Origin of the sequence: Gracilimonas sp., assembly GCF_017641085.1 — a bacterium.
Taxonomy (GTDB): domain Bacteria; phylum Bacteroidota; class Rhodothermia; order Balneolales; family Balneolaceae; genus Gracilimonas.
This window is the reverse complement of the sequence record NZ_JAEPPI010000001.1, coordinates 17,951-41,965: the sequence shown is the minus strand read 5'-3', so window position 1 is coordinate 41,965 and position 24,015 is coordinate 17,951. Positions and strand designations below refer to the sequence as shown.

The 24,015-nt window shown below is 45.4% G+C and carries 17 protein-coding genes and 1 tRNA gene; 8 read left to right on the top strand and 10 right to left on the bottom strand.

Annotated features, from left to right (window positions below):
* Positions 1-15 precede the first annotated feature (15 nt).
* The 6 genes from JJ941_RS00175 to JJ941_RS00150 all read left to right on the top strand — a co-directional run bounded on the left by JJ941_RS00175 (position 16) and on the right by JJ941_RS00150 (position 5,602).
* Positions 16-86: transfer RNA gene (locus JJ941_RS00175), tRNA-Gln, on the top strand.
* A 103-nt stretch (positions 87-189) separates the two neighbouring features.
* Positions 190-1,122 (top strand): ribose-phosphate pyrophosphokinase, encoded by a 933-nt coding sequence (locus JJ941_RS00170; RefSeq protein WP_290960685.1) that lies wholly within the window; start codon positions 190-192, stop codon positions 1,120-1,122.
* 19 nt (positions 1,123-1,141) lie between these two features.
* Positions 1,142-1,861, top strand: a complete 720-nt coding sequence (locus JJ941_RS00165; protein WP_290960683.1) for a 50S ribosomal protein L25 — start codon at positions 1,142-1,144, stop codon at positions 1,859-1,861.
* Between the two features lie 44 nt (positions 1,862-1,905).
* Complete coding sequence (gene pth / locus JJ941_RS00160; protein ID WP_290960680.1) at positions 1,906-2,463, top strand: aminoacyl-tRNA hydrolase; 558 nt, start codon at positions 1,906-1,908, stop codon at positions 2,461-2,463.
* Positions 2,464-2,523: 60 nt separating this feature from the next.
* Positions 2,524-4,707, top strand: coding sequence for a sodium-translocating pyrophosphatase (locus JJ941_RS00155; RefSeq protein ID WP_255133267.1), 2,184 nt, complete (start codon positions 2,524-2,526; stop codon positions 4,705-4,707).
* 220 nt (positions 4,708-4,927) lie between these two features.
* Entirely contained in the window at positions 4,928-5,602 is a 675-nt protein-coding gene (locus JJ941_RS00150; RefSeq protein ID WP_290960677.1) for a hypothetical protein, read from the top strand.
* A gap of 69 nt (positions 5,603-5,671) precedes the next feature.
* Here JJ941_RS00150 and JJ941_RS00145 read toward each other — a convergent pair whose 3' ends face one another.
* Positions 5,672-9,007: an amidohydrolase family protein gene (locus tag JJ941_RS00145; protein WP_290960674.1), complete on the bottom strand. Its 3,336-nt coding sequence runs from the start codon at positions 9,005-9,007 to the stop codon at positions 5,672-5,674.
* Between the two features lie 413 nt (positions 9,008-9,420).
* On the opposite strand from JJ941_RS00145, the gene pyrF reads away from it, so the two are divergent.
* Positions 9,421-10,260, top strand: a complete 840-nt coding sequence (gene pyrF / locus JJ941_RS00140; RefSeq protein WP_290960672.1) for an orotidine-5'-phosphate decarboxylase — start codon at positions 9,421-9,423, stop codon at positions 10,258-10,260.
* A complete protein-coding gene (gene rnhA / locus JJ941_RS00135; RefSeq protein WP_255133274.1) occupies positions 10,253-10,696 on the top strand; it encodes a ribonuclease HI in 444 nt (147 codons plus the stop codon). Before pyrF ends, rnhA begins: the two co-directional genes overlap by 8 nt.
* Before the next feature lie 69 nt (positions 10,697-10,765).
* On the opposite strand, the gene tsaD is transcribed toward rnhA, so the two are convergent.
* From tsaD to JJ941_RS00090, 9 genes are all read right to left on the bottom strand, one after another.
* Positions 10,766-11,749 carry a tRNA (adenosine(37)-N6)-threonylcarbamoyltransferase complex transferase subunit TsaD gene (gene tsaD, locus JJ941_RS00130; protein WP_290960666.1) on the bottom strand — a complete coding sequence of 328 codons (984 nt, stop codon included), beginning with the start codon at positions 11,747-11,749 and terminating at the stop codon, positions 10,766-10,768.
* A gap of 493 nt (positions 11,750-12,242) precedes the next feature.
* Positions 12,243-14,198 (bottom strand): molecular chaperone DnaK, encoded by a 1,956-nt coding sequence (gene dnaK / locus JJ941_RS00125; RefSeq protein WP_290960663.1) that lies wholly within the window; start codon positions 14,196-14,198, stop codon positions 12,243-12,245.
* A gap of 114 nt (positions 14,199-14,312) precedes the next feature.
* Positions 14,313-14,747, bottom strand: a complete 435-nt coding sequence (locus JJ941_RS00120) for an Hsp20/alpha crystallin family protein (RefSeq protein WP_255133280.1) — start codon at positions 14,745-14,747, stop codon at positions 14,313-14,315.
* A 248-nt stretch (positions 14,748-14,995) separates the two neighbouring features.
* Positions 14,996-16,285 carry a 3-phosphoshikimate 1-carboxyvinyltransferase gene (gene aroA, locus JJ941_RS00115; RefSeq protein ID WP_290960659.1) on the bottom strand — a complete coding sequence of 430 codons (1,290 nt, stop codon included), beginning with the start codon at positions 16,283-16,285 and terminating at the stop codon, positions 14,996-14,998.
* A complete protein-coding gene (locus JJ941_RS00110) occupies positions 16,282-19,278 on the bottom strand; it encodes a tetratricopeptide repeat protein (RefSeq protein ID WP_290960657.1) in 2,997 nt (998 codons plus the stop codon). Before JJ941_RS00110 ends, aroA begins: the two co-directional genes overlap by 4 nt.
* A gap of 36 nt (positions 19,279-19,314) precedes the next feature.
* Positions 19,315-19,980 carry a CBS domain-containing protein gene (locus JJ941_RS00105; protein WP_290960654.1) on the bottom strand — a complete coding sequence of 222 codons (666 nt, stop codon included), beginning with the start codon at positions 19,978-19,980 and terminating at the stop codon, positions 19,315-19,317.
* A gap of 6 nt (positions 19,981-19,986) precedes the next feature.
* Positions 19,987-21,276 carry a GTPase HflX gene (gene hflX, locus JJ941_RS00100; protein WP_290960652.1) on the bottom strand — a complete coding sequence of 430 codons (1,290 nt, stop codon included), beginning with the start codon at positions 21,274-21,276 and terminating at the stop codon, positions 19,987-19,989.
* A gap of 16 nt (positions 21,277-21,292) precedes the next feature.
* Positions 21,293-21,877 carry a hypothetical protein gene (locus tag JJ941_RS00095; RefSeq protein ID WP_290960649.1) on the bottom strand — a complete coding sequence of 195 codons (585 nt, stop codon included), beginning with the start codon at positions 21,875-21,877 and terminating at the stop codon, positions 21,293-21,295.
* The gene (locus JJ941_RS00090; RefSeq protein WP_290960646.1) at positions 21,877-23,979 is read right to left on the bottom strand and encodes a BatA domain-containing protein; all 2,103 of its coding nucleotides are present in this window, start codon (positions 23,977-23,979) and stop codon (positions 21,877-21,879) included. The genes JJ941_RS00095 and JJ941_RS00090 overlap by 1 nt, the downstream gene beginning before the upstream one ends.
* Between the last annotated feature and the right edge of the window lie 36 nt (positions 23,980-24,015).

Below are 24,015 nucleotides of genomic sequence, written 5' to 3'. Positions count from 1 at the left end.
GTCAATGACATGAATTGCCCGGTCGTCTAATGGCAGGACAGCTGGTTTTGGTCCAGTCAGTGGGGGTTCGAATCCTCCCCGGGCAACATATTTAGCTAAAGGATGACTGTTAAGCCATCCTTTTTGTTTATTAGCTGTTGTTTACATGAGTAATCCACAGCATTAACCTGAACTGAAAGCCCGCGCAAAGTGGACACACCTCTGGCGATTTTTTCCGGAACAAGTAACCCGGCTTTGGCAAGAGCAATTGCTGAAGAATACGGCACATCATTAGGTGATGTGACTATTAAAAAGTTTTCAGATGGAGAGCAGTACGTTAAGTACGAGCAAAGCATTCGGGGCGAGGATATTTTTGTTATACAATCTACGCCTCCTCCCGGTGATAACATTATCGAACTTTTGTTATTGCTGGATGCTGCTAAACGAGCTTCAGTGAAAAGGGTAACCGCCGTTATTCCCTATTTTGGATATGCCCGGCAGGATCGTAAAGATCAGCCCCGGGTGTCAATAGGTTCAAAATTAATGGCCAACCTGTTGGTTAAAGCCGGTGCCGATCGCATCTTAACGATGGATTTGCACGCAGCTCAGATACAAGGATTTTTTGATATCCCGCTTGACCATTTATATGCAAGTCGGGCTTTTATTGACCACTTTACTTCCAACCCTATCGATAACCTGGTAGTGGTAGCTCCTGATGTAGGCAGCCTTAAAATGGCACGGGCCTACTCCAAAAAATTGGGCGCTACGCTGGCATTTATTGATAAGAGAAGGCCTAAGGCCAACCAATCTGAAATCATGAACCTGATTGGGGAAGTAGAAGGAAAGAATGTGTTAATCGTCGATGATTTGATCGACACGGCCGGAACATTGACGAATGCTGCAGCAGCTTTGAAAGAACGAGGCGCGCTCAGTATTATCGCAATTTGTACACACCCGATTTTGTCGGGTCCGGCATTTCAGCGAATCGAAGATTCGCCTATTGATGAGTTGTTGGTAACGGATACCGTTCAGCTTCGCCAGCCTTCGGATAAGATTAAAGTGCTGAGCATTGCGAATATTTTTGCTGAAGCTATACAACGCATTCACACTAACGACACTATCAGTGCACTGTTTGATAATTAATGATTAAGGTAAACGCATTATGGCATACCCAGAATTAGTAAAACTTGAAGGAAAGGTCAGAGAGACCAGCAAAAAGGCGAATAAAGCGCTCAGGGAAGAATTACGTGTCCCCGCTGTTCTCTATGGTCCTGATGTTGAGGAAAATGTTCACTTTTCTATTGATGAACTTGAATTAGAGAAGATTTTAAGAAAGCCTCAAACCAAGCTTCAGGAACTCACTGTTGACGGCAAATCCTACAAAACTCTGTTAAAAAGAACGGAATTTGACCCGGTTACTGACCGTCCGATCCACGCCGACTTTTACGTATTGGCTGACGATCAAAAAGTTACACTTCGTGTTCCTATCAAGATTACAGGAAATGCGAAAGGGGTTGTTGAAAATGGTGGTCGCGTATTCAAACCAATGAATTTTGTGCGAATTCGTGTACTCCCTTCTGACATTCCTGCAGAATTTGAAATTGATATTTCTCCACTCGAAATCGGCCAGTCTTTCCATATTTCTGATTTGGATCTGGAAGGTATTATTCCTTTGGATGACCTCAGCCGAACCATCGTAACCATTCGTCCTCCGAAAGGTGCCGACTTCCTCGAAAATCTTGTGGCCGGTATTACCGACGAGACCGAAGAAGAAGTTGTTGCTGAAGGCGAAGCGGCCGAAGGTGAAGAACTTGCTGAAGGCGAAGAAGCTCCTGAAGGTGAGGAAGGAGAAGATTCTTCTGAAGAAAAAACAGAAGAATAACATTTATTTGATACCCGAGAACGGTAACGTGATCCCTGCTTGATATGTCCCTTATTGTTGGATTAGGAAATATCGGGCAAGAATATGAAGGAACACGTCACAACATCGGTTTTGAAATTGTTGACGCGATAGCTGAAACTCTTTCTACCACATTTAGGCCTGGAAACGGGCCTTTTGTGGTTGCAGAAGGAAGGCATCGCGGGCGGAAGGTGGTGTTAATTAAGCCAACTACTTATATGAATAAAAGTGGTGTCGCGGTACGAAAAGCACTTTCTGAGTACAAAACAGACAAACAGGACTGCCTTATTGTATATGATGACCTTAATCTTGACGTCGGTGACGTTCGGTTAAGGCCTCAAGGCAGCGCCGGCGGTCACAATGGGATTGCCAACATCATTGAGTTATTGGGAACACGTGAGTTTCCGCGACTTCGGTTTGGCATCGGAAATGATTTTCCCAAAGGCCGGCAGGTTGATTTTGTACTTTCGCCGTTCAACAACTCAGATCAAAAGTATTTGGAAGAGGGTATTCAAAAAGCCCATGATGCCTGCCTGCATTTTGCACGGGAAGGCATCGCAAAAACCATGAACAACTTTAATTAATGAATGTTGACTGAAGCCAGACTTCAGCACATTGAACTTAAACTAACGTAACGGGAAACAATGCATACTTTAGTCTATCTAATACCGGTGGCAGGGGTGCTCGCACTTTTGTACACTGCATTTAAATCTTCCTGGGTATCTAAACAAGATATCGGGACCGAAAAAATGGAACGCATCAGCAAGCATATTGCGAGCGGCGCCATGGCCTTCCTTAAAGCTGAATACAAAGTACTTTCTATCTTTGTAGCCGTTGTAGCTGTAATTCTTGCTTTCAGTGCCGACCCAACCACTTCCAGCTGGATGGTTGCCATCTCATTTGTAATTGGTGCCCTGTGTTCAGGTCTTGCAGGCTTTATTGGAATGAAAGTTGCCACTAAGGCAAATGTAAGAACAACAAATGCTGCTCGTACCAGCCTTGGTAAAGGACTTGAAGTTGCCTTCGCCGGTGGTTCCGTAATGGGACTTGGCGTGGTAGGCCTTGGAGTTTTAGGATTGAGTGGATTGTTCATCCTTTTTGGAAACCTGTTCGGTCTTGAAGGCGCAGCTGCTGTAAATAAAGTACTCGCTATTGTAACCGGATTTTCATTCGGTGCTTCTTCTATCGCCCTGTTCGCACGTGTGGGTGGTGGTATTTACACCAAAGCAGCCGATGTTGGTGCCGACCTTGTAGGTAAAGTTGAAGCGGGCATTCCTGAAGATCACCCGTTAAACCCAGCAACTATTGCCGACAACGTGGGTGATAACGTAGGTGATGTTGCCGGTATGGGAGCCGACCTTTTTGAGTCTTATGTAGGATCGATTATTGGTTCTATGGTACTGGGTGCTGCGTTCATGACTATTCCTGAGTGGAGTGACAACTTCAACGGTCTTTCCGCTGTATTACTTCCTCTGGTTCTTGCAGGTACAGGAATCATTACTTCCATCCTGGGGACTTTCTTTGTACGCGTTAAAGAAGGTGGAAATCCTCAAACTGCACTGAATATTGGTGAATTTGCTTCTGCAGCAGTTATGCTGGTAGCATCTTTCTTTATCATCCAATGGATGCTTCCTGCTGAATGGACATTCGGTGGACAAACCCTTACCTCTATGGGTGTTTTCTGGGCCACTATTTTTGGATTGGCTGCCGGATTGTTAATCGGACTTATTACCGAGCATTATACCGGAACAGGCACAAAACCTGTTTGGTCGATTGTCAATCAGTCCGTAACCGGATCTGCAACAAATATTATTGCCGGTTTAGGTGTTGGTATGATCTCAACAGCTATCCCAATTATCATTATTGCTACTGCCATTATCGGAGCTTATGAATTTGCCGGACTTTACGGTATCGCAATTGCTGCCGTGGGTATGCTTTCAAATACAGGTATTCAGTTAGCTGTTGATGCATACGGCCCAATTTCTGATAACGCCGGTGGTATTGCTGAAATGTCTGAGCTTGAGCCGGAAGTACGTGAGCGTACTGATAAGCTTGATGCTGTAGGAAACACTACGGCTGCTATCGGTAAAGGGTTTGCGATTGGTTCTGCTGCTCTGACCGCACTTGCTCTTTTTGCTGCATTCATTACAGCGTATAACGCAACTCATGAAGTAGCTCTTACCGGAATTGACGTTACCCGTCCTTCTGTAATGGCTGCTCTTTTTGTAGGTGCCATGCTACCATTCCTTTTCTCAGCTCTTTCCATGCAGGCTGTAGGCCGCGCGGCAATGAGTATGATTGAAGAAGTTCGTCGTCAGTTCAGAGATATTCCCGAGCTTACTGAAGCTCTGAGTGCGATGAACAGAAATGAAGGCAAGAAACTTGCTGACTGGTCAGATGAAGATCGCGCTACTTTTGAAGCCGCAGACGGTAAAGCTGAATATGAGAAGTGTGTTGAGATTTCAACCACAGCTTCCATTCGTGAAATGGTACTTCCCGGCCTTCTTGCCGTGATCGTTCCTGTACTCTTTGGCTTTGTTGGCGGACCGGAGATGCTGGGTGGACTTCTTGCAGGTGTTACTTCTGCAGGTGTACTTATGGCCCTCTTCCAGTCTAACGCCGGCGGTGCATGGGATAACGCCAAGAAGATGATTGAAGAAGGCGTGACCATCGACGGTGTTGAGTATGGAAAAGGCTCTGAGCCTCATAAAGCCGGTGTTGTTGGTGATACGGTTGGTGATCCTTTCAAGGATACATCCGGTCCTTCACTGAACATCCTGCTTAAGCTGATGTCAGTAGTAGCCCTTGTTATTGCAACCATGATTTAAGCTTAAAAAGCACGTATTTTAAAGCCCCGCCCATAAATTATGGGCGGGGCTTTTTTGTTATTTGAATCAAACAATTTGTTTTCTCAAGTCATCCTGATCCCGAGAATCGGGGGAAGGATCTTCAACTGCATAAAGTGATTGTGATGTACTATCAGACTCTTGAAGATTCTTCGGCAAAGCCTCAGAATGACTCAATTATTAAAGAATGTTACCCTAATCAATGAATACTTCGACCGACATCTTCAAACTCTTTTTTCATCACGACCAGCGGCTGGATAAACTTGCCGAACGAACGCCCAACAAAAAGTCGGATGAGATGGAATCGACCCTCGAAGATTTCATGAAGCCTGACCCCACCTATTCAAAGTTCTACTTAACGGGAACCGATTTGGCTCAAGAGCGATTTGGGTTGAACATGATTTCCGGGTATGAAAAAGTAATAACTGCCCTTGAGAAGGCATTTCCTGACAAGAACGTGTTCACAGCAAATGGGAAGGCTGCTTCAATTTCTAACGCAGTCTCTGCGCTGGAATTAGGTGAAGTATGTGTGCTTTCGGCTGCAGAAACAACAGACCTGGACATCGAAAGCCTGCACATTGATATCAACTCCAACGTAGGGCATCTGAAGGAGGAGCTGAAAGAAGCCCTGGAGGATGGGCATATCGTTGTGTACAAAGAGCAGGCGAAAGACGGATTTGACCTACACATATTCTCAAAGGAGAACGTGTACACGGAGATGTTCTATCCGCTGCAGGAATTGGTACCGGAAACTTTCCGCTTTTTCAGCATTAACGGCAAGAAATTCAGATCTGAACGGCACTTCTATTTCGAAACCTGGACACTCGACCGGCCTCCCCACGGATTTGAAGAGGTATTTAAAGAGTCAGTTCTATAATTGAAAAGTGTTAGTGTGTTAACGTGTTAAAGAGTAGTTTGATCTTAAACACGTTAACACTTAAACACATTATTCCTTTTCGACACCGGGAACATTACTTGGTTCATTATTTTGCCACCAGAAGGTTGGTAGCTCTTGCTGATTCGGAAATACTTCGTCCAGCGTTTCAGCTTCGTACATATACCCGTTTTTCATAATATGTGAGATATCAGCCGTACTTCTGATGTTATCCAGCGGATTGCTGTTCAGTATCACAAGATCGGCTAGCTTTCCTTCTTCTATAGATCCTAAATCCTGATCCAACCCAATGCCATCAGCTCCCTGAATGGTGGCTACTTTCAGAATATCGTGTTCGGAAATTCCTCCGGCCTGCATAGCCCAGAGCTCCCAATGGTATCCAAGTCCCTGAAGCTGACCATGACTTCCAACTCCGGCACGTCCGCCCGCTTCAACCAGGTCTTTTACAAAAACAGAAAGCTCTTCAAATACATGCTCTTCTTCCATAAACCAACCGGCATTTCGGCGTCGTGTACGCTCGTCCAGGTTTTGATGGGGCATAAACCGCTGAAGTTTGGGTTCATCATGTGGACGTTCGATAGCATAAAAGTAATTTTCTGCCCACGGGCCGCCATAAGCAACCAGCAAGGTGGGCGTGTAAACCGTTCTGGAAAATGCAACCAGATCAATCACATCTTTATACAGGGGGAACACCGGAAAAGAGTGCTCATGCCCCGGATAACCGTCAATTACCTGCGTCAGGTTTTCCTTGAAATCGAGTGAACCCTCTGTAGTTGGCATCAGCTCCTGCTCTTTCGCAGCCTGAATAATCCACTGCCGTTGTTCACGGTTTCCGGCACCGTACATTTTTATGGTCTTGGTATCATAATATTTACTGTATCGGGTTAACACGTCCCGGGCATGATCCAAATCACTGATATCTTCGCTACTGAAAACACCCGGACCTGTAGAGTAAACTCTTGGACCTAACAGCTTCCCTGCATGCACCAAATCCTGATAGGTGAGTACATCGGTGGTAGCTGTTTGCGGATCTCGCGTGGTGATAACACCATAGGCCAGATTCGTCAGGTACGACCAAAACTCACCCCGGTGCAAGTTCACCGGATGCCGGAAATGGGCGTGTGTATCCACAAACCCGGGAATAATAGTCTTGCCATTCATTTCCATGATCTCAGCACCCTCCGGGATAGTAACTTCCCCCCGTTTGCCAACCCCAATAATCCGGTTATCCTGAATAACCAAATCGGCATTCTCAATAATTTCGTCCCCGTTCATAGTAATGAGTCTTGCACCGCGAAGCACCAGAATACCTTCCGGAATATCACGGTTGGCCATTACGGTAATCTCTATTTCCTGAGGTTGGTATGCTTTGTCTTCTTCTTTCTCCTCTTCTTCGTCAGATTCTTCTTCTGATTCAGCCTCCCCGGCTTCATCTTCTGCCTTCTCTTCTTCCATTTCTTTGGCAGCTTTTACACTGTCTTCATAGGCCTGCTCGTCATCAAAGTCATAAATAACGTGTGCATTCCCGATCGACCAGTGTACACGATTGGCATCCCAGCTCCATGCAGGGAACTGCCCTCCAATATCAGTAAGTTGTTTACTCGGGAATTGACTGGATGAACCGCCCACACGAATTTCCGGGGCTTCACCACCTACTTTTGGCACAGTCACCACAAACAGGTCGTTACGAACCTGAGCCAGCGCCTGATCTCCTTCGGGAGCCATCCTGATCCAGGAAGCTGTACCTCCTCCGCTCCTGCTTACTTCCAGGTGTTCTTTTTCATTAGTTCCATCCCAGCGAATGGAGGAAAGCCCTCCCCAGCTCGACAGATAAATCCGGTCTGATCCTTTTACAAAATGAGGATTTCCCCGACCATTTGTATAGGTAATAAAATTGTTTTCGCTTCCATCTGCATCAATCCATATTAAATCGCTGGTTCCCTGAAAAGCCGTCCTTCGAGTTGCATTGCGAAAATCCTGAGGCTGACCTTTGATCAACACAATGCGGCTGCCATCGTTATTCCAAACGGGATCCTGGAATACCCCTTCCTCTTCATTAAGTTGTTGCAGCCGGCGTCCATTTGGCCGAACTTTATAAACCTTTCCTGTTTCGGGCGTCCAGGTAACAAACGCAATCCATTCTCCATCGGGTGACCAAACGGGTTGAGCCTGAGTTTCGTCCAGGTCCACCAATTTCTTAGGCTCTCCATCGGGAAGCACCATGGTGTAAATTTCATTCAATGCAGTGAAGGCAATTTTTCGTCCATCCGGAGAAGGAACAGCATCCCGAATCTGTGTGATTTCAAACTGGGGCGTATCTTCAATGGGATAGTCGAAATCCAGCTCAGGGCCAAGCTCTATGGTTGAGTTTACTGAAAACGGAATCTCAATGGCATCTCCACCATCAATGGGCAGCTTCCAGATTTTACCTCCATAAGAGGCAACCACAAACTTGTTATCCGGGGTGAACGACATCCCGGGCAGTACATCTCTGGAAGCCCGTGATTCCTGATCATCATGCTGAACCGGGTAGGCCAGCCAGCTTTCGTCTCCGGTCACCAGATCTCTTTTTACCAATCCTGTATACTCATCATGGCGGGTACCATACACCAGCCACTTGCCATCGCTTGAAAGTGTGGGGCGGAATGAAGAACCATAGCGATTGGACTGTACCGTAATATCCCCTGTTTCACGATCATAAGTAGCAATCTGATATTGGGGCAAACTGGCATTGTAATTCCAGGTTCCGAATCGTCTCGAAAACCATATGTAACGGTCATCCGCGCCGAAAGCTCCTTCCAACATACGCAGGTTGCCGGGCTCATCAGTCAAAGCCACACCGGAGCCTCCGTCAATGTGATACATCCAAATCTTGTGGTTGCCGGGGTCATCTTTCGAGGCAATTACATACTTGCCATCAGGCATCCACTCCGGAGACTGATACTCATCATCTTTTCCTTTTGTAAGCTGTTCTTTCTCCTCGGTTTCGAAGTCATAGATCCACACACCTTCTCCACCGGAAGCATCCGATATAAAAGCAATCTTTTTCCCATCCGGGCTGAACCGTGGCTGACTATCGAACTGCATGCCTTCGGTTAATTGGGTAGCTTCCCCACCTTCCATCGGGATGGTATAGAGATCACCGAGGTAGTCAAATACTATGGTTTTGCCATCCGGGCTCACATCAAGGGCTATCCAGGATCCTTCATTCAGGTTGAAAGAAAATTCACGACCGGGTTCCAGTGGTAAATCATTATTCTTCTCTTCTTCGGTACTATCTGCTTCGGCTTCACCATCCTGAGCAGCTGACAACTGAGGTATTGAAATTACCAGCAACCCGGCGAACAATAATTTGATCCATTTATTTACAAACGTGTGCTTTTCCATAGTATTCGGCTTATTTAATTTGAAGTGAAAGAAGCTAAAAAATTTAGCGAACCAGCCCAATCGTTTTACAAGTATATACAAGTAACGCTTCTGTTTTTGCCACTAAAGCACGAAAGCGCAAAAAAGTTGTTCATCTGAGTTCGATTATAAAAAATTGAGAGTTTTTCCACTTTGTGTATCGGTAAGTAAGTTGTCACCCCTGAACCTGTCTGCCGACAGGCAGGCTTGTTTCAGGGTCTGAGAAGAATGATTTATAGGAAAGGTTTTAGTTCCAAGGTGTTAGGTTTTAGTTTTTGCCTTTTTTATCTAAAAGAACAAACTAAAACCTAACACCTAATACCTTGTCACTAACAGTCATTTCAAATAAAACATTGGGTTTCAGAAATGTTATCTTCAGCAAAAATTTTCATGGCATGACATTTACAGAAAAACTAAGAGCCTCAGTACAAGAAACCGGCTCTACCTTATGTGTAGGACTTGATCCCAACCTAGATCTTCTTCCTGATCCTGTTAAGCAGCAGTTTGAATCTCGTGAGGAGCAAGTCAGCTATTTCTGTAAACTCGTAATCGATTACACGGCTGAGCACGCCGCTGCTTTTAAACCCAATCTGGCTTTTTTTGAAGCTTTGGGTAAAGACGGATTGTCTGTATTTGAGGAAGTGATCAGGCACATCCCGGAAAATAAAATCATTATTGCCGATGCCAAGCGAGGCGATATCAGCTCAACAGCCGACCATTACAAAAAAGCATACTTCGACGAGTTTAATGTGGATGCCATCACTATAAACCCGCTGATGGGTTTCGAAACGATGGAAGCTTTTTCCAAAGATGAAACCAAAGGTATGTATGTACTGGCCTTGACCTCAAACTCCGGGGCTTCCGACTTCCTCAAACAGCCCTATAAAAACTTCGAGTCCATGTCGGAGTACATTGCAGATCAGCTGTCGAAAAAATCACGTTTTTCAGATACCCATTTAGGGATGGTTATTGGCGCCACGCAAGCGGAAGAGGCCTCTTCTGTGTTAAAGTATCACCCCGAAGGAGCTTTGCTTATTCCGGGCATCGGGGCTCAGGGCGGTTCTATTTCGGAACTTGAAAAAGCATTAACTCATCATACCGGAATTCCCCTTATTAACTCCAGCCGGGGCATTATCTACGCAGGAAAGGATGAAGGCGACTGGCCTGAGTATGTAGCCGAACAAGCCAAATCGATGAAACAGAAATTAAGTTCAATCACGAAAAAATATGTCTAAGAAGCCGGAAGTTATTGTTTACACCGATGGTGCCTGTAGCGGAAATCCCGGTCCGGGAGGATGGGGAGCCGTCCTTATTTGGAATGGAAAAGAGAAAGAACTGTCGGGAGGAGATCCACAAACCACCAATAACCGAATGGAGATGCAGGCCGTAACTGAGGCCTTAAACGCATTGAATAAACCCTGCACGGTCATAATCCACAGCGACAGCGCCCTCATTATTAACGCCTTTACCCAGGGATGGATTGACAGCTGGCAGAAACGCGGATGGAGAAAAGCCGACAAAAAACCGGTTGAGAACAAAGAGTTGTGGCAGGATATGCTGGAAGCTATGAAACCCCACGATGTAAAATGGGTGAAGGTAAAAGGCCATGCCGGCATTGAACTAAATGAACGGGCAGACCAACTCGCCGTAGCCGAATCGAAGAAGTTTTAAATGAAAAATTCAAAATTTAAAATTGGATGCACCCTAATTTTAAATTTTTCACTTTAAATTTTTAATTCCCTAAAGCGAAGCGTAGGGAACCATATCCAGATCATCAAACTGACCGGCTTCGGCTTTCATTTTTCCGGTGATGGCAATCATGGCTGCGTTATCGGTGCAATAGCTAATTTTTGGGGAGAACAGCTGAACACCCATTTCTTTGGCCATTTTTTCTGATTTCTCTCTCAGCATGGAATTCGCCGACACTCCGCCGGCCAACAGCACTGTTTTAACCCCGGTTTTTTTAATTGCGCGTTTTAACTTTTTCACCAACACTTCAGCAATCGCAAAGGAAACGCTGGCGCATATATCATTCATGTGCTCCTGAATCCAGTCCTCTTCTTTATCCTGCAGGTAATACAATACACTGGTTTTTAAACCCGAGAAGCTGAAATCCAATCCCTCCTGAAGCAAAGCCTGCGGAAATTTATGGAACTTAGGGTCCCCGTCTTTAGCCAAACGATCCATGTGAGGCCCGGCCGGATAGGGCAGCCTGAGCAGCTTACCGATTTTATCGAAAGCCTCTCCGGCAGCATCATCCCGTGTCTGCCCGATAATTTCGTGCTCAAAGGCCGACTGCACATGCACCAGCTGTGTATGCCCGCCCGACACCGTAAGCGCCACTAAGGGAAACTCAGGGCTGTGGTCGATGAAGTTAGCATAGATGTGGGCATCCATATGGTTAATCCCAATCAGCGGGATGTTTCGGGAAAGGGAAAGTCCTTTGGCAAAACAGGTTCCAACCAACAGTGAGCCCAGCAATCCGGGGCCCTGGGTTACGGCAATGGCATCCATTTCATCCAATGAAACGTCTGCTTCTTGCAGCGCCTGGTTTACAGTTTGTGTAATAGTTTTTTGATGAGCCCGCGATGCCAGCTCCGGCACCACTCCCCCGAATTTGAGGTGTATAGACTGCGAAGCAATAACATTCGATTTTATTCCTTCAGCTGTTAAAACCGCTGCTGAAGTATCATCACAAGAGGATTCAATTCCGAGAATATTCATGCCTCAAAGATACGAATGTTGGGCTTGAAAGACACTTTTGATGGAACACGGATGACATGGATACGTTGGATGACCACGGAATAAGAATATTCTACATCGGTGAAAATCAGCTCGATCTGTCTCATTCGTGTCCCATCAAAAAGCATTATTAACGAATACATCGAATCAACCCCATCCATCACCCCGCTCCCTTTTGGTCAAACTAAATCAACTTAATTACCTGAGCGGAATGATGGACTATAAATAAAAGCAAACTCCATCATTCGGCTCTGCCGGAGCGTGTTCATATAGCACTTTCAAAAAGAGCCGGGTGATGGAGTTGAATCTGACCGACCCTCACTGATGTAATATTCTCTTTATATCAAGATCACCCATCACACCTACCTTACCCGTGCTCACTCCACAAAGCATCATTACCACAAACAAAAAAATCCCAACGGGAAAACCCGCCGGGATTAGATTTATCTGCGTGAGTAAGTGAGCTATACTTTACTTACTTCTTATCTTCATCGTCAACTACTTCGTAATCTGCATCTACGGCGTCATCGCCTTCATCAGATTCTTCGGAAGCGGATGCACTATCAGCGCCGGGAGTTGGACCTCCGGCAGCTCCGGCTCCGGCTGCACCACCTGCAGCAACTTCTTCCTGAGTAGCTTTGTAGATTTCTTCAGAAGCACCGGACCAAGCCTGATTTACAGCTTCAATCGCTGAATCAATCTCGTCCATGTTTTCTTCTTTATGTGCTTTTTCGAGGGTTTCAAGAGCATCTTCAATGGCTTTCTTATTGTCATCGGAGATCTTGTCGCCGTATTCGTCAAGCTGCTTGCGGGTAGAGAATACAAGACTGTCAGCCTCATTAAGTTTCTCAACACGCTCTTTAATCTTCTTGTCTTCTTCTGCGTGTTCTTCAGCAGCTTTCTTCATTTTTTCGATTTCCTCATCAGACAATCCTGAAGAAGATTCAATACGGATACTTTGCTCTTTACCGGTTCCTTTATCCTGTGCCTTAATGTTCAGTACACCGTTGGCATCCATATCAAAGGAAACCTCGATTTGAGGAACTCCGCGTGGTGCCGGCGGAATTCCATCTAAGTGGAAACGACCGAGCGTTCTGTTGTCCTGCGCCTTAGCTCGTTCACCCTGCAACACATGAATCTCTACGCTGCTCTGATTATCGGCAGCTGTTGAGAATGTCTGTGACTTGCTGGTTGGAATGGTGCTGTTGGCTTCGATAAGAGGTGTCATTACACCGCCCATGGTCTCAATTCCGAGGGTAAGCGGGGTCACATCCAGAAGAACAACATCTTCCACATCACCCGACATTACACCACCCTGAATAGCTGCACCAACTGCGACTACTTCATCAGGATTTACGCCTTTGCTTGGGTCTTTACCAAAGAATTCTTTAACCGCTTCCTGAATTTTCGGAATTCGGGTTGAACCACCCACCAGAATTACCTGGTCGATATCATTCTTGGTAAACCCTGCATCGTCCAGTGCTTTCTTGCAAGGGTCGATAGACCGTTTGATCAGGTCATCAGCCAGCTGCTCAAACTTGGCACGACTCAGGTCAATGTTCAGGTGCTTAGGTCCTGAATCGGTTGCCGTCACAAATGGCAGGTTGATGTTCGTTTTTTGAGAGCTTGAAAGTTCGATCTTAGCTTTCTCAGCAGCATCTTTCAGTCGCTGCATGGCCATTGGATCTTTGCGAAGGTCAATACCTTCATCTTTCTTAAACTCATCGGCCAGGAAGTCGATGATGCGTTGGTCAAAGTCATCACCACCAAGATGTGTATCACCGTTAGTAGATTTCACTTCAAACACACCGTCACCTAATTCCAGGATGGACACATCAAAAGTACCGCCACCGAGGTCATACACTACGATGGTTTGGTCATCATCTTTTTTGTCCAGTCCATAAGCCAGGGAAGCGGCTGTTGGCTCGTTAATAATACGTTTCACTTCCAGTCCGGCAATTTTCCCGGCTTCCTGTGTTGCCTTACGCTGGGCATCGTTAAAGTAAGCAGGAACTGTAATTACAGCTTCCGTTACTTTCTCGCCCAGATATTCTTCCGCAGTTTGCTTCATTTTTTGAAGCACCATTGCCGAGATTTCCTGAGGCGCGTATTTGCGATCTTCAATTTCAACACGTGCCGTGTTGTCATCGCCTTTTACAATTTTGTAGTTAACCTGCTTGGTTTCATCCTTAACCTCGTCAAACATGCGGCCCATAAATCGTTTTACGGAAGCAACAGTTTTGTCCGGATTAGTAATGGCCTGACGTTTTGCAGGCGCTCCAACCAGTCGTTCACCGTCTTTGGTGAAAGCAACAACAGAAGGAGTAGTTCGCCCACCCTCACTGTTCTGAATCACCACCGGCTCGTTGCCTTCCATTACGGCTACGCACGAATTGGTAGTTCCTAAGTCAATTCCTATGATTTTTCCCATTGGTCTAAAATCTGAGTTTTATTTGTTTGATTTAATATTCTTTTGTTCGCCACAAAAACTCTAAAACACGAAATTAATTTTTCTTTCGTGGTTTAGAGCTTTCGTGGCCCTATTCTATTTAACCGGTATGGATTGTGAGTCCTTTAACGCCTCCGATTTAGGCATGGCGATGGTCAAAACACCGTTTCTGAAGCTGGCTGACACTTCGGCCGCATTCACATTTTGCGGTACCGCAAATGCCCGGGCAAAAGCCCCGCGACGTCGTTCCTGTCGCTTAAATTCTTCGCCATCTCCGGCAGTGATTTCACGCTCGCCTTTAACCGTCAGCACATTGTTCTTAAGGGAAATTCCAATCTCTTTTTTGGATAGTCCCGGAAGATCCAACAGAATTTTAAATTCTTCTTCACTCTCTACGATATCACAGTCAGGAGCAAAATCTTTGTCGTCGTTGGCCAGCGGCACAACTTTCTCTACAAATTGCTGAATATCCTTACCCAGCTTTGAGAGATGTCTCTCAATTTCGATACCAAATTCTGTAAAATCTCCCATGTGCTTGCCGATTTATTCTTGTTCACCCTTAAGTAAGCAATAGCAATGCCAATCAGGGAGGGCGGTGGGAAAACTGACGTATTGACGGACGTATTGTCAGGAGTGGGGTTGGTTTAGTGATAAAGTGATTTGGTGATTAGGTGATGAAGTAGATCATTCAAACAATGAAGCTTGTTTCAGGTCATTCTATTTTAATGATTTGAATTGAACTGTGATAAGTCAAAACTCACTCATCACTCATCACTTTATCACTCTATCACCAAATCACCAAGATCTTCCCAAAAGCCGGGATAGGAAACGGCCGCACTTTCGGCATCTTTGATTGAGCTCTCTTGACTTCCTTTAAGTGATAGAACAGCAGCAGCCATGGCAATACGATGGTCATGATAGGATTCAAAATTCGCGGAGGAAAATGAAAAATCCGGGTCTCCATGAATAATTAAACCATCTTCTTTTTCCTCGAAGTTGGCCCCCACGGCATTCAGCATGTTAGCCATTGCCATGATACGGTCGGTTTCTTTGTGGCGAAGTTCTTCCGCGCCCGATATAGTGGAAGTACCTTCTGCAAAAAGCATAGCCACCGATAGTATGGGCAGTTCATCGATACAGTTGGGGATCATCTTTGGGTCGATCTCAATCGCTTTCAAATCCGAACCTTTCACGATAATATCCCCGGCCGGTTCGGCACCTTCCATACGCTCATTTTCTATGGTGATGTCTGCGCCCATCTCATCTAAAATATCCAGCAGGGCATTTCGGGAAGGGTTCAGTCCCACGTTCCCGATCTTAATTTCCGCATCATTTTGAATAGCGCCGGCAACCAGCCAGAAAGCCGCGGCAGAAAAATCTCCCGGTATGGTGTAGCTTTGATTGGGAATCTCATCCGCCAGACTTGCCGAAATGATTTTGCGATCCTGAACCACTTTTTGGTCGAGATTCAGTAACCTTTCAGTATGATCACGACTTGGCAAAATTTCAATAACCTGCGTTAACTCTTCTCCAAATAAACCGGCTAATAACACACACGACTTTAACTGGGCACTCGGAATCGGAAGTTCAAACTGCAAGGGCTTCAGCGGTTCATTCCTGTTAATGAAAAGCGGAGCATAAGCACCGTTCCGAGCCAGGATATGTGCCCCCATTTTCTCCAGCGGTTTGATAATTCGTGTCATAGTGCGCCCGCAAAGGGATTCATCCCCTACCAGCTTCGCTGAAATTTTGGCTCCAACTAATACTCCCGAAAGCAAGCGCATGGCTGTACCCGAATTACCACAATCAAGATCTTTAACCGGGGTTTTGATGTTCTTTCTTCCTGTTCCTTTTATAATGAGAGTGCCGTTTTCCTCTTTCACTTCAGCTCCAAGTTGCTGGACGCAGCTTAATGTGCTTTGTGGATCCTGGGCCCGTGAATAATTTTTCACCTCCGAAACGCCATCATGCAATAGCGAAAAAATGGCAGCGCGTTGAGAGATTGATTTGTCTGGAGGTAATGTGAGTTCACCTTTTAAGGATGAAGCCGGAGTAATCTTTTTAATCATGAATCTGTTTGGCTTAGCAATCTCTGAGCTTTTTGCTCTGCTTCGGTACCCGGGTAATTATTGATAATGGAATTAAGAACGGTCATAGCTTCTCCGCGGTTGCCCAGGCGAATATGGCATTCCGCCGTGGCGTACATCGACTCAGAAACCCAGTAATCAAAAGCCTCAAATAGAACCTTCACTTTGGCATATTCTTCAATGGCAGTGTTAAAGTCGTTTTGTTCCTGAAGAATTTTACCGAGATAATATTGGGCTTCAGCGCCAATTTCGGTAGTACTTCTTTCGGCAATTGGGAAGAGCAGGTCGCGGGCTTCGTCATAATTATCATTTGCCAGCGCTACTTTGCCCAGTCCCACTTTGGCAGCTTCGTTGTTCGCATTCACCTGCAGGGCCGACTCATATTCTTCTTTCGCCTGATCAATTTTTTCTTGGGCCAGACTGGCGTTACCCATTCCAACATAAGCTTCCTGTCTGAACCGTGGAGCGGACTCCAACAGCTGTGCATAGTTTGCGTGGGATAGGTCGTACTCACCCCGCTCAAAATTCAGCGTTCCAAGTGATGTAAGTGCCGAGGATGCCAAATCATCATTCGGAAATTCATCCACTATGGTTTGGTACGCATTGATGGCATTATCAATCTGACCCAGTTGACGATAGGCTTCACCAAGATTTGAATAGGCTTCGGACATGAGTCTTTCTGAATTCGTAACCCTCAGGTACTGCCGGAATTCTTTTATCGCATTTTCGTAATCGCCTGACTGAAACACATTCAATGCCTGTCGGTATCGCAGTTGGTCGGCAGTGGAACTGGTTGGGTTATCGCTCAGGAATTCTTCCAAAATCACCGAACTGCTGTCTGATCTTCCGGCTGATAATTGCGCATACTGAATACCATTAATCGCCTCAATGATGTAACTGCTTCTCGGGTAATCGTCCAATACTTTTTGGTAGGCAGCTATGGCTCGCTCATATTCACCTGCATTGTAGTAGGCATCCCCGATGTTGTATTGTGAACGTGCCGCCCAATCGGTGCCCGGATATTTGTTAATCACCGTTTGAAACTCTTCGACCGCCTGCGAGTAATTATTCGTGTTCAGGTAGATGTAGGCCACATTATATTGAGCCTGTTCTCTCAGTCGGCTGAAAGGATAAATCCTCAGCATCTTCCGGAAGTTAGAAACTGCCTCAAAGGTACGTCCTGCCCGGTAATAACTGTTTGCTATCTGGAACATGGCATAATCGCCACCCGGCTCTGCACCAATGGCCTGATTGTAACTGGCAATTGCCTGCCGGTACTGGCCCAAAGCATAATAGGCATCACCGACACGAAGCTGAGTATCCGTGTCATATGGGAACAGAGCTGTTTCCGGCTTTTCGTAATTCTCGAGGAAATCTTCCAGCGGGCCAACGGCATTTTCGTATTGACCCATTTCAAAATAACTCCAGCCCAGTGAATACAGCGCCGGGCCCATCATTTCATTGTCAGGGTAGTTTTGGGTGTACATCCGGAAGCGTTGAGCGGCGCTGCTAAACTGGTTCATTTTGTAATAGCTGTCGGCACTCCAGAACAAGGCTTCCCGCCCTACCTCAGAATCGGGCGTTTCTGCATAAACCGACTCAAATATAGGCTGTGCCTGCTGATAAGCCTGATTTCTATATAAAATCCAGGCTTTCTGAAATCGCGCCTGTCGCTTAAGTGCGGGATCGATATTCCCTACTTTCTCTGCTTCTTCAAAAGCCTGAATGGCACGAGTATATTCCGCATTAGCAAAAAAGGCTTCCCCAAGCATGGTATAAATTTTGGCCGGCTCCTCAAGTTCTACATCACTGCGCACCAAATCTAACAACACTTCAATGGCCTCTCCGTAAAGTGACGCCTGAAAAGCCGACACCGACCATTCATAATAAGCCCTTTCAACCCAAAGTCCGTCTTTATAACGTTCTCCAAATTCCCGGAATGAATTGATGGATTTGCGATACTGCCCGCCAAGTTTTTCATTTGCCGCTTTATAGTATTGAGCCTTTCGAGCTATTTCATCGTCTCCAACGGCTGCTTTTCCAAACGACTCTGCCGCCCAGTGATAAATCTCCTGTTTGTTATACACCCATCCCAATCCATAATGGGCGATACGCTCCTGCGGTGTTCCCTTTGTCATATTGATGTAGCGCAGATATGATTTCGATGCTGCATCATATAGTCCCAGGAAATTCTGACTTTCAGCAATCAGGAATACAGCTTTTTGCTGAGACTCCCCTTCCAGGTACGGTAAAGCGCTGTTTAATGCTTCGATAGCATCTTCATATTTGCCCTGCATGTAATATGACTCACCCAAAGCAGTACCCACTCTTCGGGTTATCTCGTTATTGGGATAACGCTCTTTGAGCACTTCAAAAGCAATAGAAGAGGCATTATACTGCTGTTGTGACAGGTAGAGCCTTCCCCGGGCGTACAAGGCCTTTGGTGCCCATTCAGAATCCGGAAAATCATTGGCCAATTCCATGAAATAAACACGGGAATCGGCATAATCTTTGTTTTCAGCCGCTGCTTCCGCTATCCAGTATTTCGTTTTTGCAGACTCGGTGTCTTTCATCCATGATTCAATAGCCTGCTGATAATAGCCGATGGCTTCCTCATACCGCCCCGTATCCGTAAAGCGATGCCCCAGATCTTTAAGCAGCTTTTCGGAGAGATCACTTCCGGGATATTCTTGCACAAATTGTTTGTAGTAGGTTTCTATGCCGGAAGAATCGACACCGGTTTTAGCTCTCGCTAAATAATAGTCCGCCGAAATGCGCATTTCATGATTGGGATATTCGGAGCTAAACTGCTCAAATCGTTCAATGGCCTCCTCAAAAAAACCATTCTCGTACAGGTTAATCCCTCTTTCATATAATTGGGTTGACGGTGAGGGTATATCTTGTGCGGGGAGCACATTCACCAGAATTATTGTAATAAGAAAAGTAAGAAGGCTGCTTTTGGGGACGACGTGCATGAACTCGTCAGAATAAATAAGGTTAATTGTTACTTCTTATATGTCAAGATAGCGAATAAGTTCATCCGCGCGGTCAGAAAAATTATGCTCCAGCACCTCGCTATTGGCTTCAGATGTAATTGTGTATCCAAAGCGGCGCAATCCTGCGCTTACTACGGAAGAGTCTTCGAGGTTTAATTTAAAGGATACGCGGTAGGCCTGATTTTTGGCATTGGGTTGTTGAACAGCCACTCCCAATATCTTTGCCCCTTCCATTTCGATGATGCGAACCAAATCTGAAAGGGTAAAATCTACCTGGTCCAGTTCCACGGTTATAACAGATCCAAAACTTGAAAGGTTGAATACATCACCCAGAGCGCTCAATACATCCCGTTTTTTAATCATGCCCTGGAATTTCATCTCCTCATCAGTGACGGGAAGCAGAAATAACTCTTTAGCCAGCATAATTCGGGAGGCTTCAAATAAATGCTGATTGTACGGTACAAAAATAGGGTCTTCCAACTCTACATCCGAAAGCTGGGAATTTTCATCTACTACTTCAATCAGCTTGTCCAGCGAAGCCATGCCCACCACCTTGTTGTCGGCATCCACAACGGCAAACTTTGTGGTGTGCAACAAATCGATTTTCATCAGTGCCGTAGCTACCGTGTCTTCGATATGAAGGGGTGATATGTCTGTATTCAGGATTTCGTTTATTAACATAAGTGACTATACAACTTCGCCGTTAGCACCAATAGTATCCAACAAATGGGATAATTGCTTAAAATCTTTTTTGGCGATACTGAACGTTAATTCAACATCGGTACCATCGTATGTTTCCTCTTCAACGTTGGCGTTTTCATGAATAAAAGCAACTGCTTTGTATTTTGAAACCGGAATTTGCAGTGTATGACGGCTATAATCGAGCTCAATCATCTCCTCGATACTGTTTTCCAGCTCTTTAAGGCCAATTCGCTGTTCAGCAGACACAAACACTGCATTCGGATACATCCTTTTCATATCTGCAACCTGGTTTGCATCCATTTTATCCACTTTATTGAATACTAAAATGGTTTTTTTGTTCGTGGCTTCAATCTCTTCCAGGGTCTCTTCCACCACTTCAATATACTCCTGAGCCATTTTGGAAGATGCATCCACTACATGTAACAGTATATCGGCTTCCCGAACTTCATCTAAAGTAGATTTAAAACTCTCTACCAGATTATGGGGCAGCTTTCGGATAAATCCTACAGTATCAGACAGAAGTACCGAATGGTTTTCAAGCTCATGACGGCGAACAGTGGAATCAAGAGTAGCAAAAAGCCGGTCTTCGGCAAACACTCCTGTTTCAGTCAGGGCATTCATCAGGGTGGATTTACCGGCATTGGTATATCCAACCAGCGATACTCTGTTCATTCCCTCACGACCTTTACGCTGCGTGGTTCGCTGCTTGCTCAGCTTTTCAAGCTTATCTTTTAGCACAGAAATGCGCCGGCCAATCAGCCTTCTATCGGTCTCAATCTGGGTTTCACCCGGACCTTTTGTTCCAATCCCTCCTTTTTGTCGGGAAAGGTGAGTCCAGTATCGGGTAAGTCGCGGGAGCAGGTATTCCAGCTGGGCAAGTTCCACCTGTGTTTTAGCTGCAGCTGTTTTAGCACGGGCTGCAAAAATGTCAAGAATCAGTGAACTTCGATCCAGTACTTTAGCATCCGTGCCTTTTTCTACATTTCGTATTTGCGTGGGAGAAAGGTCATCATCAAAAATTACGGTATCAATGCGCTCCTCTCCCATGATGCGCTTCAACTCACTAAGTTTACCTTTACCTACATACGTGGAAGGGTCGGGGTGCGTTTTGTTCTGAAGTACTTTTTCTACCGTAATTCCCCCGGCTGTATCGGCAAGTAGTTCAAGCTCGTCTAAATATTCTTCCGCCTGAAATCTCGTGGTTTCAGGTCCATACAAACCTACCAATACAACTCGTTCTCGTTCTATATCGGAATTTTTAACGTCGTCTAACAAATGGGTGTTTTCTTAATTAGTCTTCCTGAATTCTCTTGAGGTCGATATCGGGTATCGCTTGTCCTTCAATCTTATTTTCCAGTTTTAAAGATACAATTTTTTTCACTGCTTTATATCGGTTCCGTGGCACAAATAGTTTTAGCTGTTTATACCCTTCAATCAGCGATTTGTCCATTTCTGAGTAGTTAAACAGGTATTCAACCCCGTTTTTTTCCGGCCTTTCCACATAATCCAGAATTTGAAACCAGGGAATAGTTTGAGAGGGTTCATTTATGTTCTTCACAATGCCGTAGTCGGTGATATAATACTTGGAAGCCAGATAACTGGAAATAAACCACATCGTGCCGATCCAGGCGTAGGCAAAGAAAATCGGGAACCGGGCAATGTCGCCGGTAAATACCACAATGGCCGACAGCCCCAGTACAATTCCCAGAAATACAGTGGCAAACAGCGGATACCCCTGCAGCTTCCCGGCCCGCCAGCTCAGGCGCACTTTCCGTAACCGAAGTTTATTCTGAAAAGAATATCCGGCCAGCAAAGTGGATGCAATGGTAAACATCACAATCACACCGCGAAAAAAAAGTGAGAGTATCTCTTCCATTAACTTACGGTTTCAGCTTTATACCATATAGACACTAACGATTCCAGTATTAAAAATAACAAGCCTGCCAACATAAACCAGCTCCATATTTCTTTACCGAATCCTGAGGCCATAATTTCATTCTGTAATTCTTCCTCATTGAGCTCGGTTGTTTGAACCCAGCTTATTTCTGCGTCTTCAATCAAATTTTCAAGCTGCTGCTCATTGGTTTCTGAAAAATCAGATTCATCGGCGCTGAGGTTTGCCGACAATACGTATTGTTTTTCACCATCGGTAACCGTAACCCAGCCGGGTGTCCATTCTTCGGCAGGGTACCGGAGCCGGATGCCCGATGAAACTACATCTACGGTCGGCTTAATTTCGTCTTCACCTACTTTAATAACGGCATTTTCTCCGTCAATGTTTCCTCTCCAGCTAAAAGTGTTCCCCAATTGATGATTAGCAAACCCACCCTGGTCGGATGAAGCCGAATACAGCAGTATGCGATAGTAGAAAGGGGCAAAAAGAGGCTTGACCGGAAAATTAGACCAGCCCGGATCGTTTCCTATGGTTGCAATAAGCAGACTTCCCTCGCCAAATCGTTTTTCATGAACCAGAACATCCCCGTTGTTCATGCTCAATAAATCGAATCCGGTGCCCGAAGAGTTTGTTACTAACTTCAGGTAATAATAAATATCGGGATTGGTGAACCGAAGCTGTTCATTTTGCTCCCGTTCAAACAGTCCGGTAAATGCGGGATGATCTTCCAGCAATTCATCTGCAGTTGCCACAGCGCTAAAGGAGGCATATTCTCCCTGAATACCCGCAAACCTTCCGGCATTGAACTGAGCAAACAGATTATTATAATTATTGATATTTCCGTTTTCAGAAGGGAAAAACATCACTCCCCCGCCATTTTGCACATACTCTTGCAGGGCTTGAAAGCTGTATTCGGGGATCGATTCTACTCCATCCAGCAGCACCGCATCAAATTCGCTGAGGTTTGCGGTTTCAAATATGTCCGGTGTTGCTTCCTGATAAGAAAGCTGGGCGTCATTTTCTCCTGCCACACGGAGCATAGCCCCGGTATAAGAAATAAACTGCGGATTTCGGTTCTCCTCACTTACCCACAATACATTTCGCGTTTCCGGAACCTGAACGGTAAAATAATACTCATTATCAGGTTGAAACTCATCTCCTTCAATAATCAGCTTTCCTTTGGATGAACCTGTTTGGGATGGAGTGATTTCAAAAGTGTAGGTTTTTCTCTCGTTGGGAGCCAAAGCAATGGAGTACTGACCGGCATTTTGCTCTTCAAATTCCAGCGACACAAATTGATTTACCGCCGCCACATCACTTTCATTCGCCAGCTCCACATTCAGGGTAAATGGGATATTGGTACCAATCATATTGGTGGACGTAGAAATATCAGAAATCATCGTGTTTTGAACCTCTACTTCTCCCACATCAATAATACTCACAGAAACATCTTCCATGTCCAGGTCACGCAGGTCATCCAGCTGACTCAGCTGCCCATCCGTAATCACAAAAATATTCTTGTTCTGATAGGGGGCTTCTTTGACTGACTCAATCAATCCCGTCAGCCTGTTCAGCGTAAAATTGCCGGAGGATTTAATCTCAACTTCATCCACGGTTCTAAGCAGGTTGGCCCAGCTCAGAATATTGCTGTATTCTCCTTCTCCGTTTGTAAGCTGCAGCATAAACCGGTCCTCATCTTTGGCAGAACTTTCGATATCGCCGATAATTTCCCGGGCGTATTCAAATAAGGGACCTTGCTTCCCAATTCTCGACATGCTTATACTATTGTCCAGCAAAATTGCGTTTAATGCCGGGGCTTGGGTAGTTCCTCCACCCGATAATCCGGGCGGTAAAAAAGGACGTGCCAGCACCAGCGCCAGGCAGGCAATAGCCAGTAATCGCAATATCAAAAGAAGGTAACGCTTGATACGGATTCGCCGGATGGTGGTGTTCTTCAGTTCCTGAAAAAATGCCAGTGTAGAAAAGGCTATTTTTTGCGGACGCTTAAGGTTAAGCAGATGAATGAGCAGGGGCAAACCCACCGCAATTAACGCAAATAAAAAAATTGGATTTAGAAAACTCATTTAGCGCTCAAAAAATGTTACCTTTATTTCTTTGAT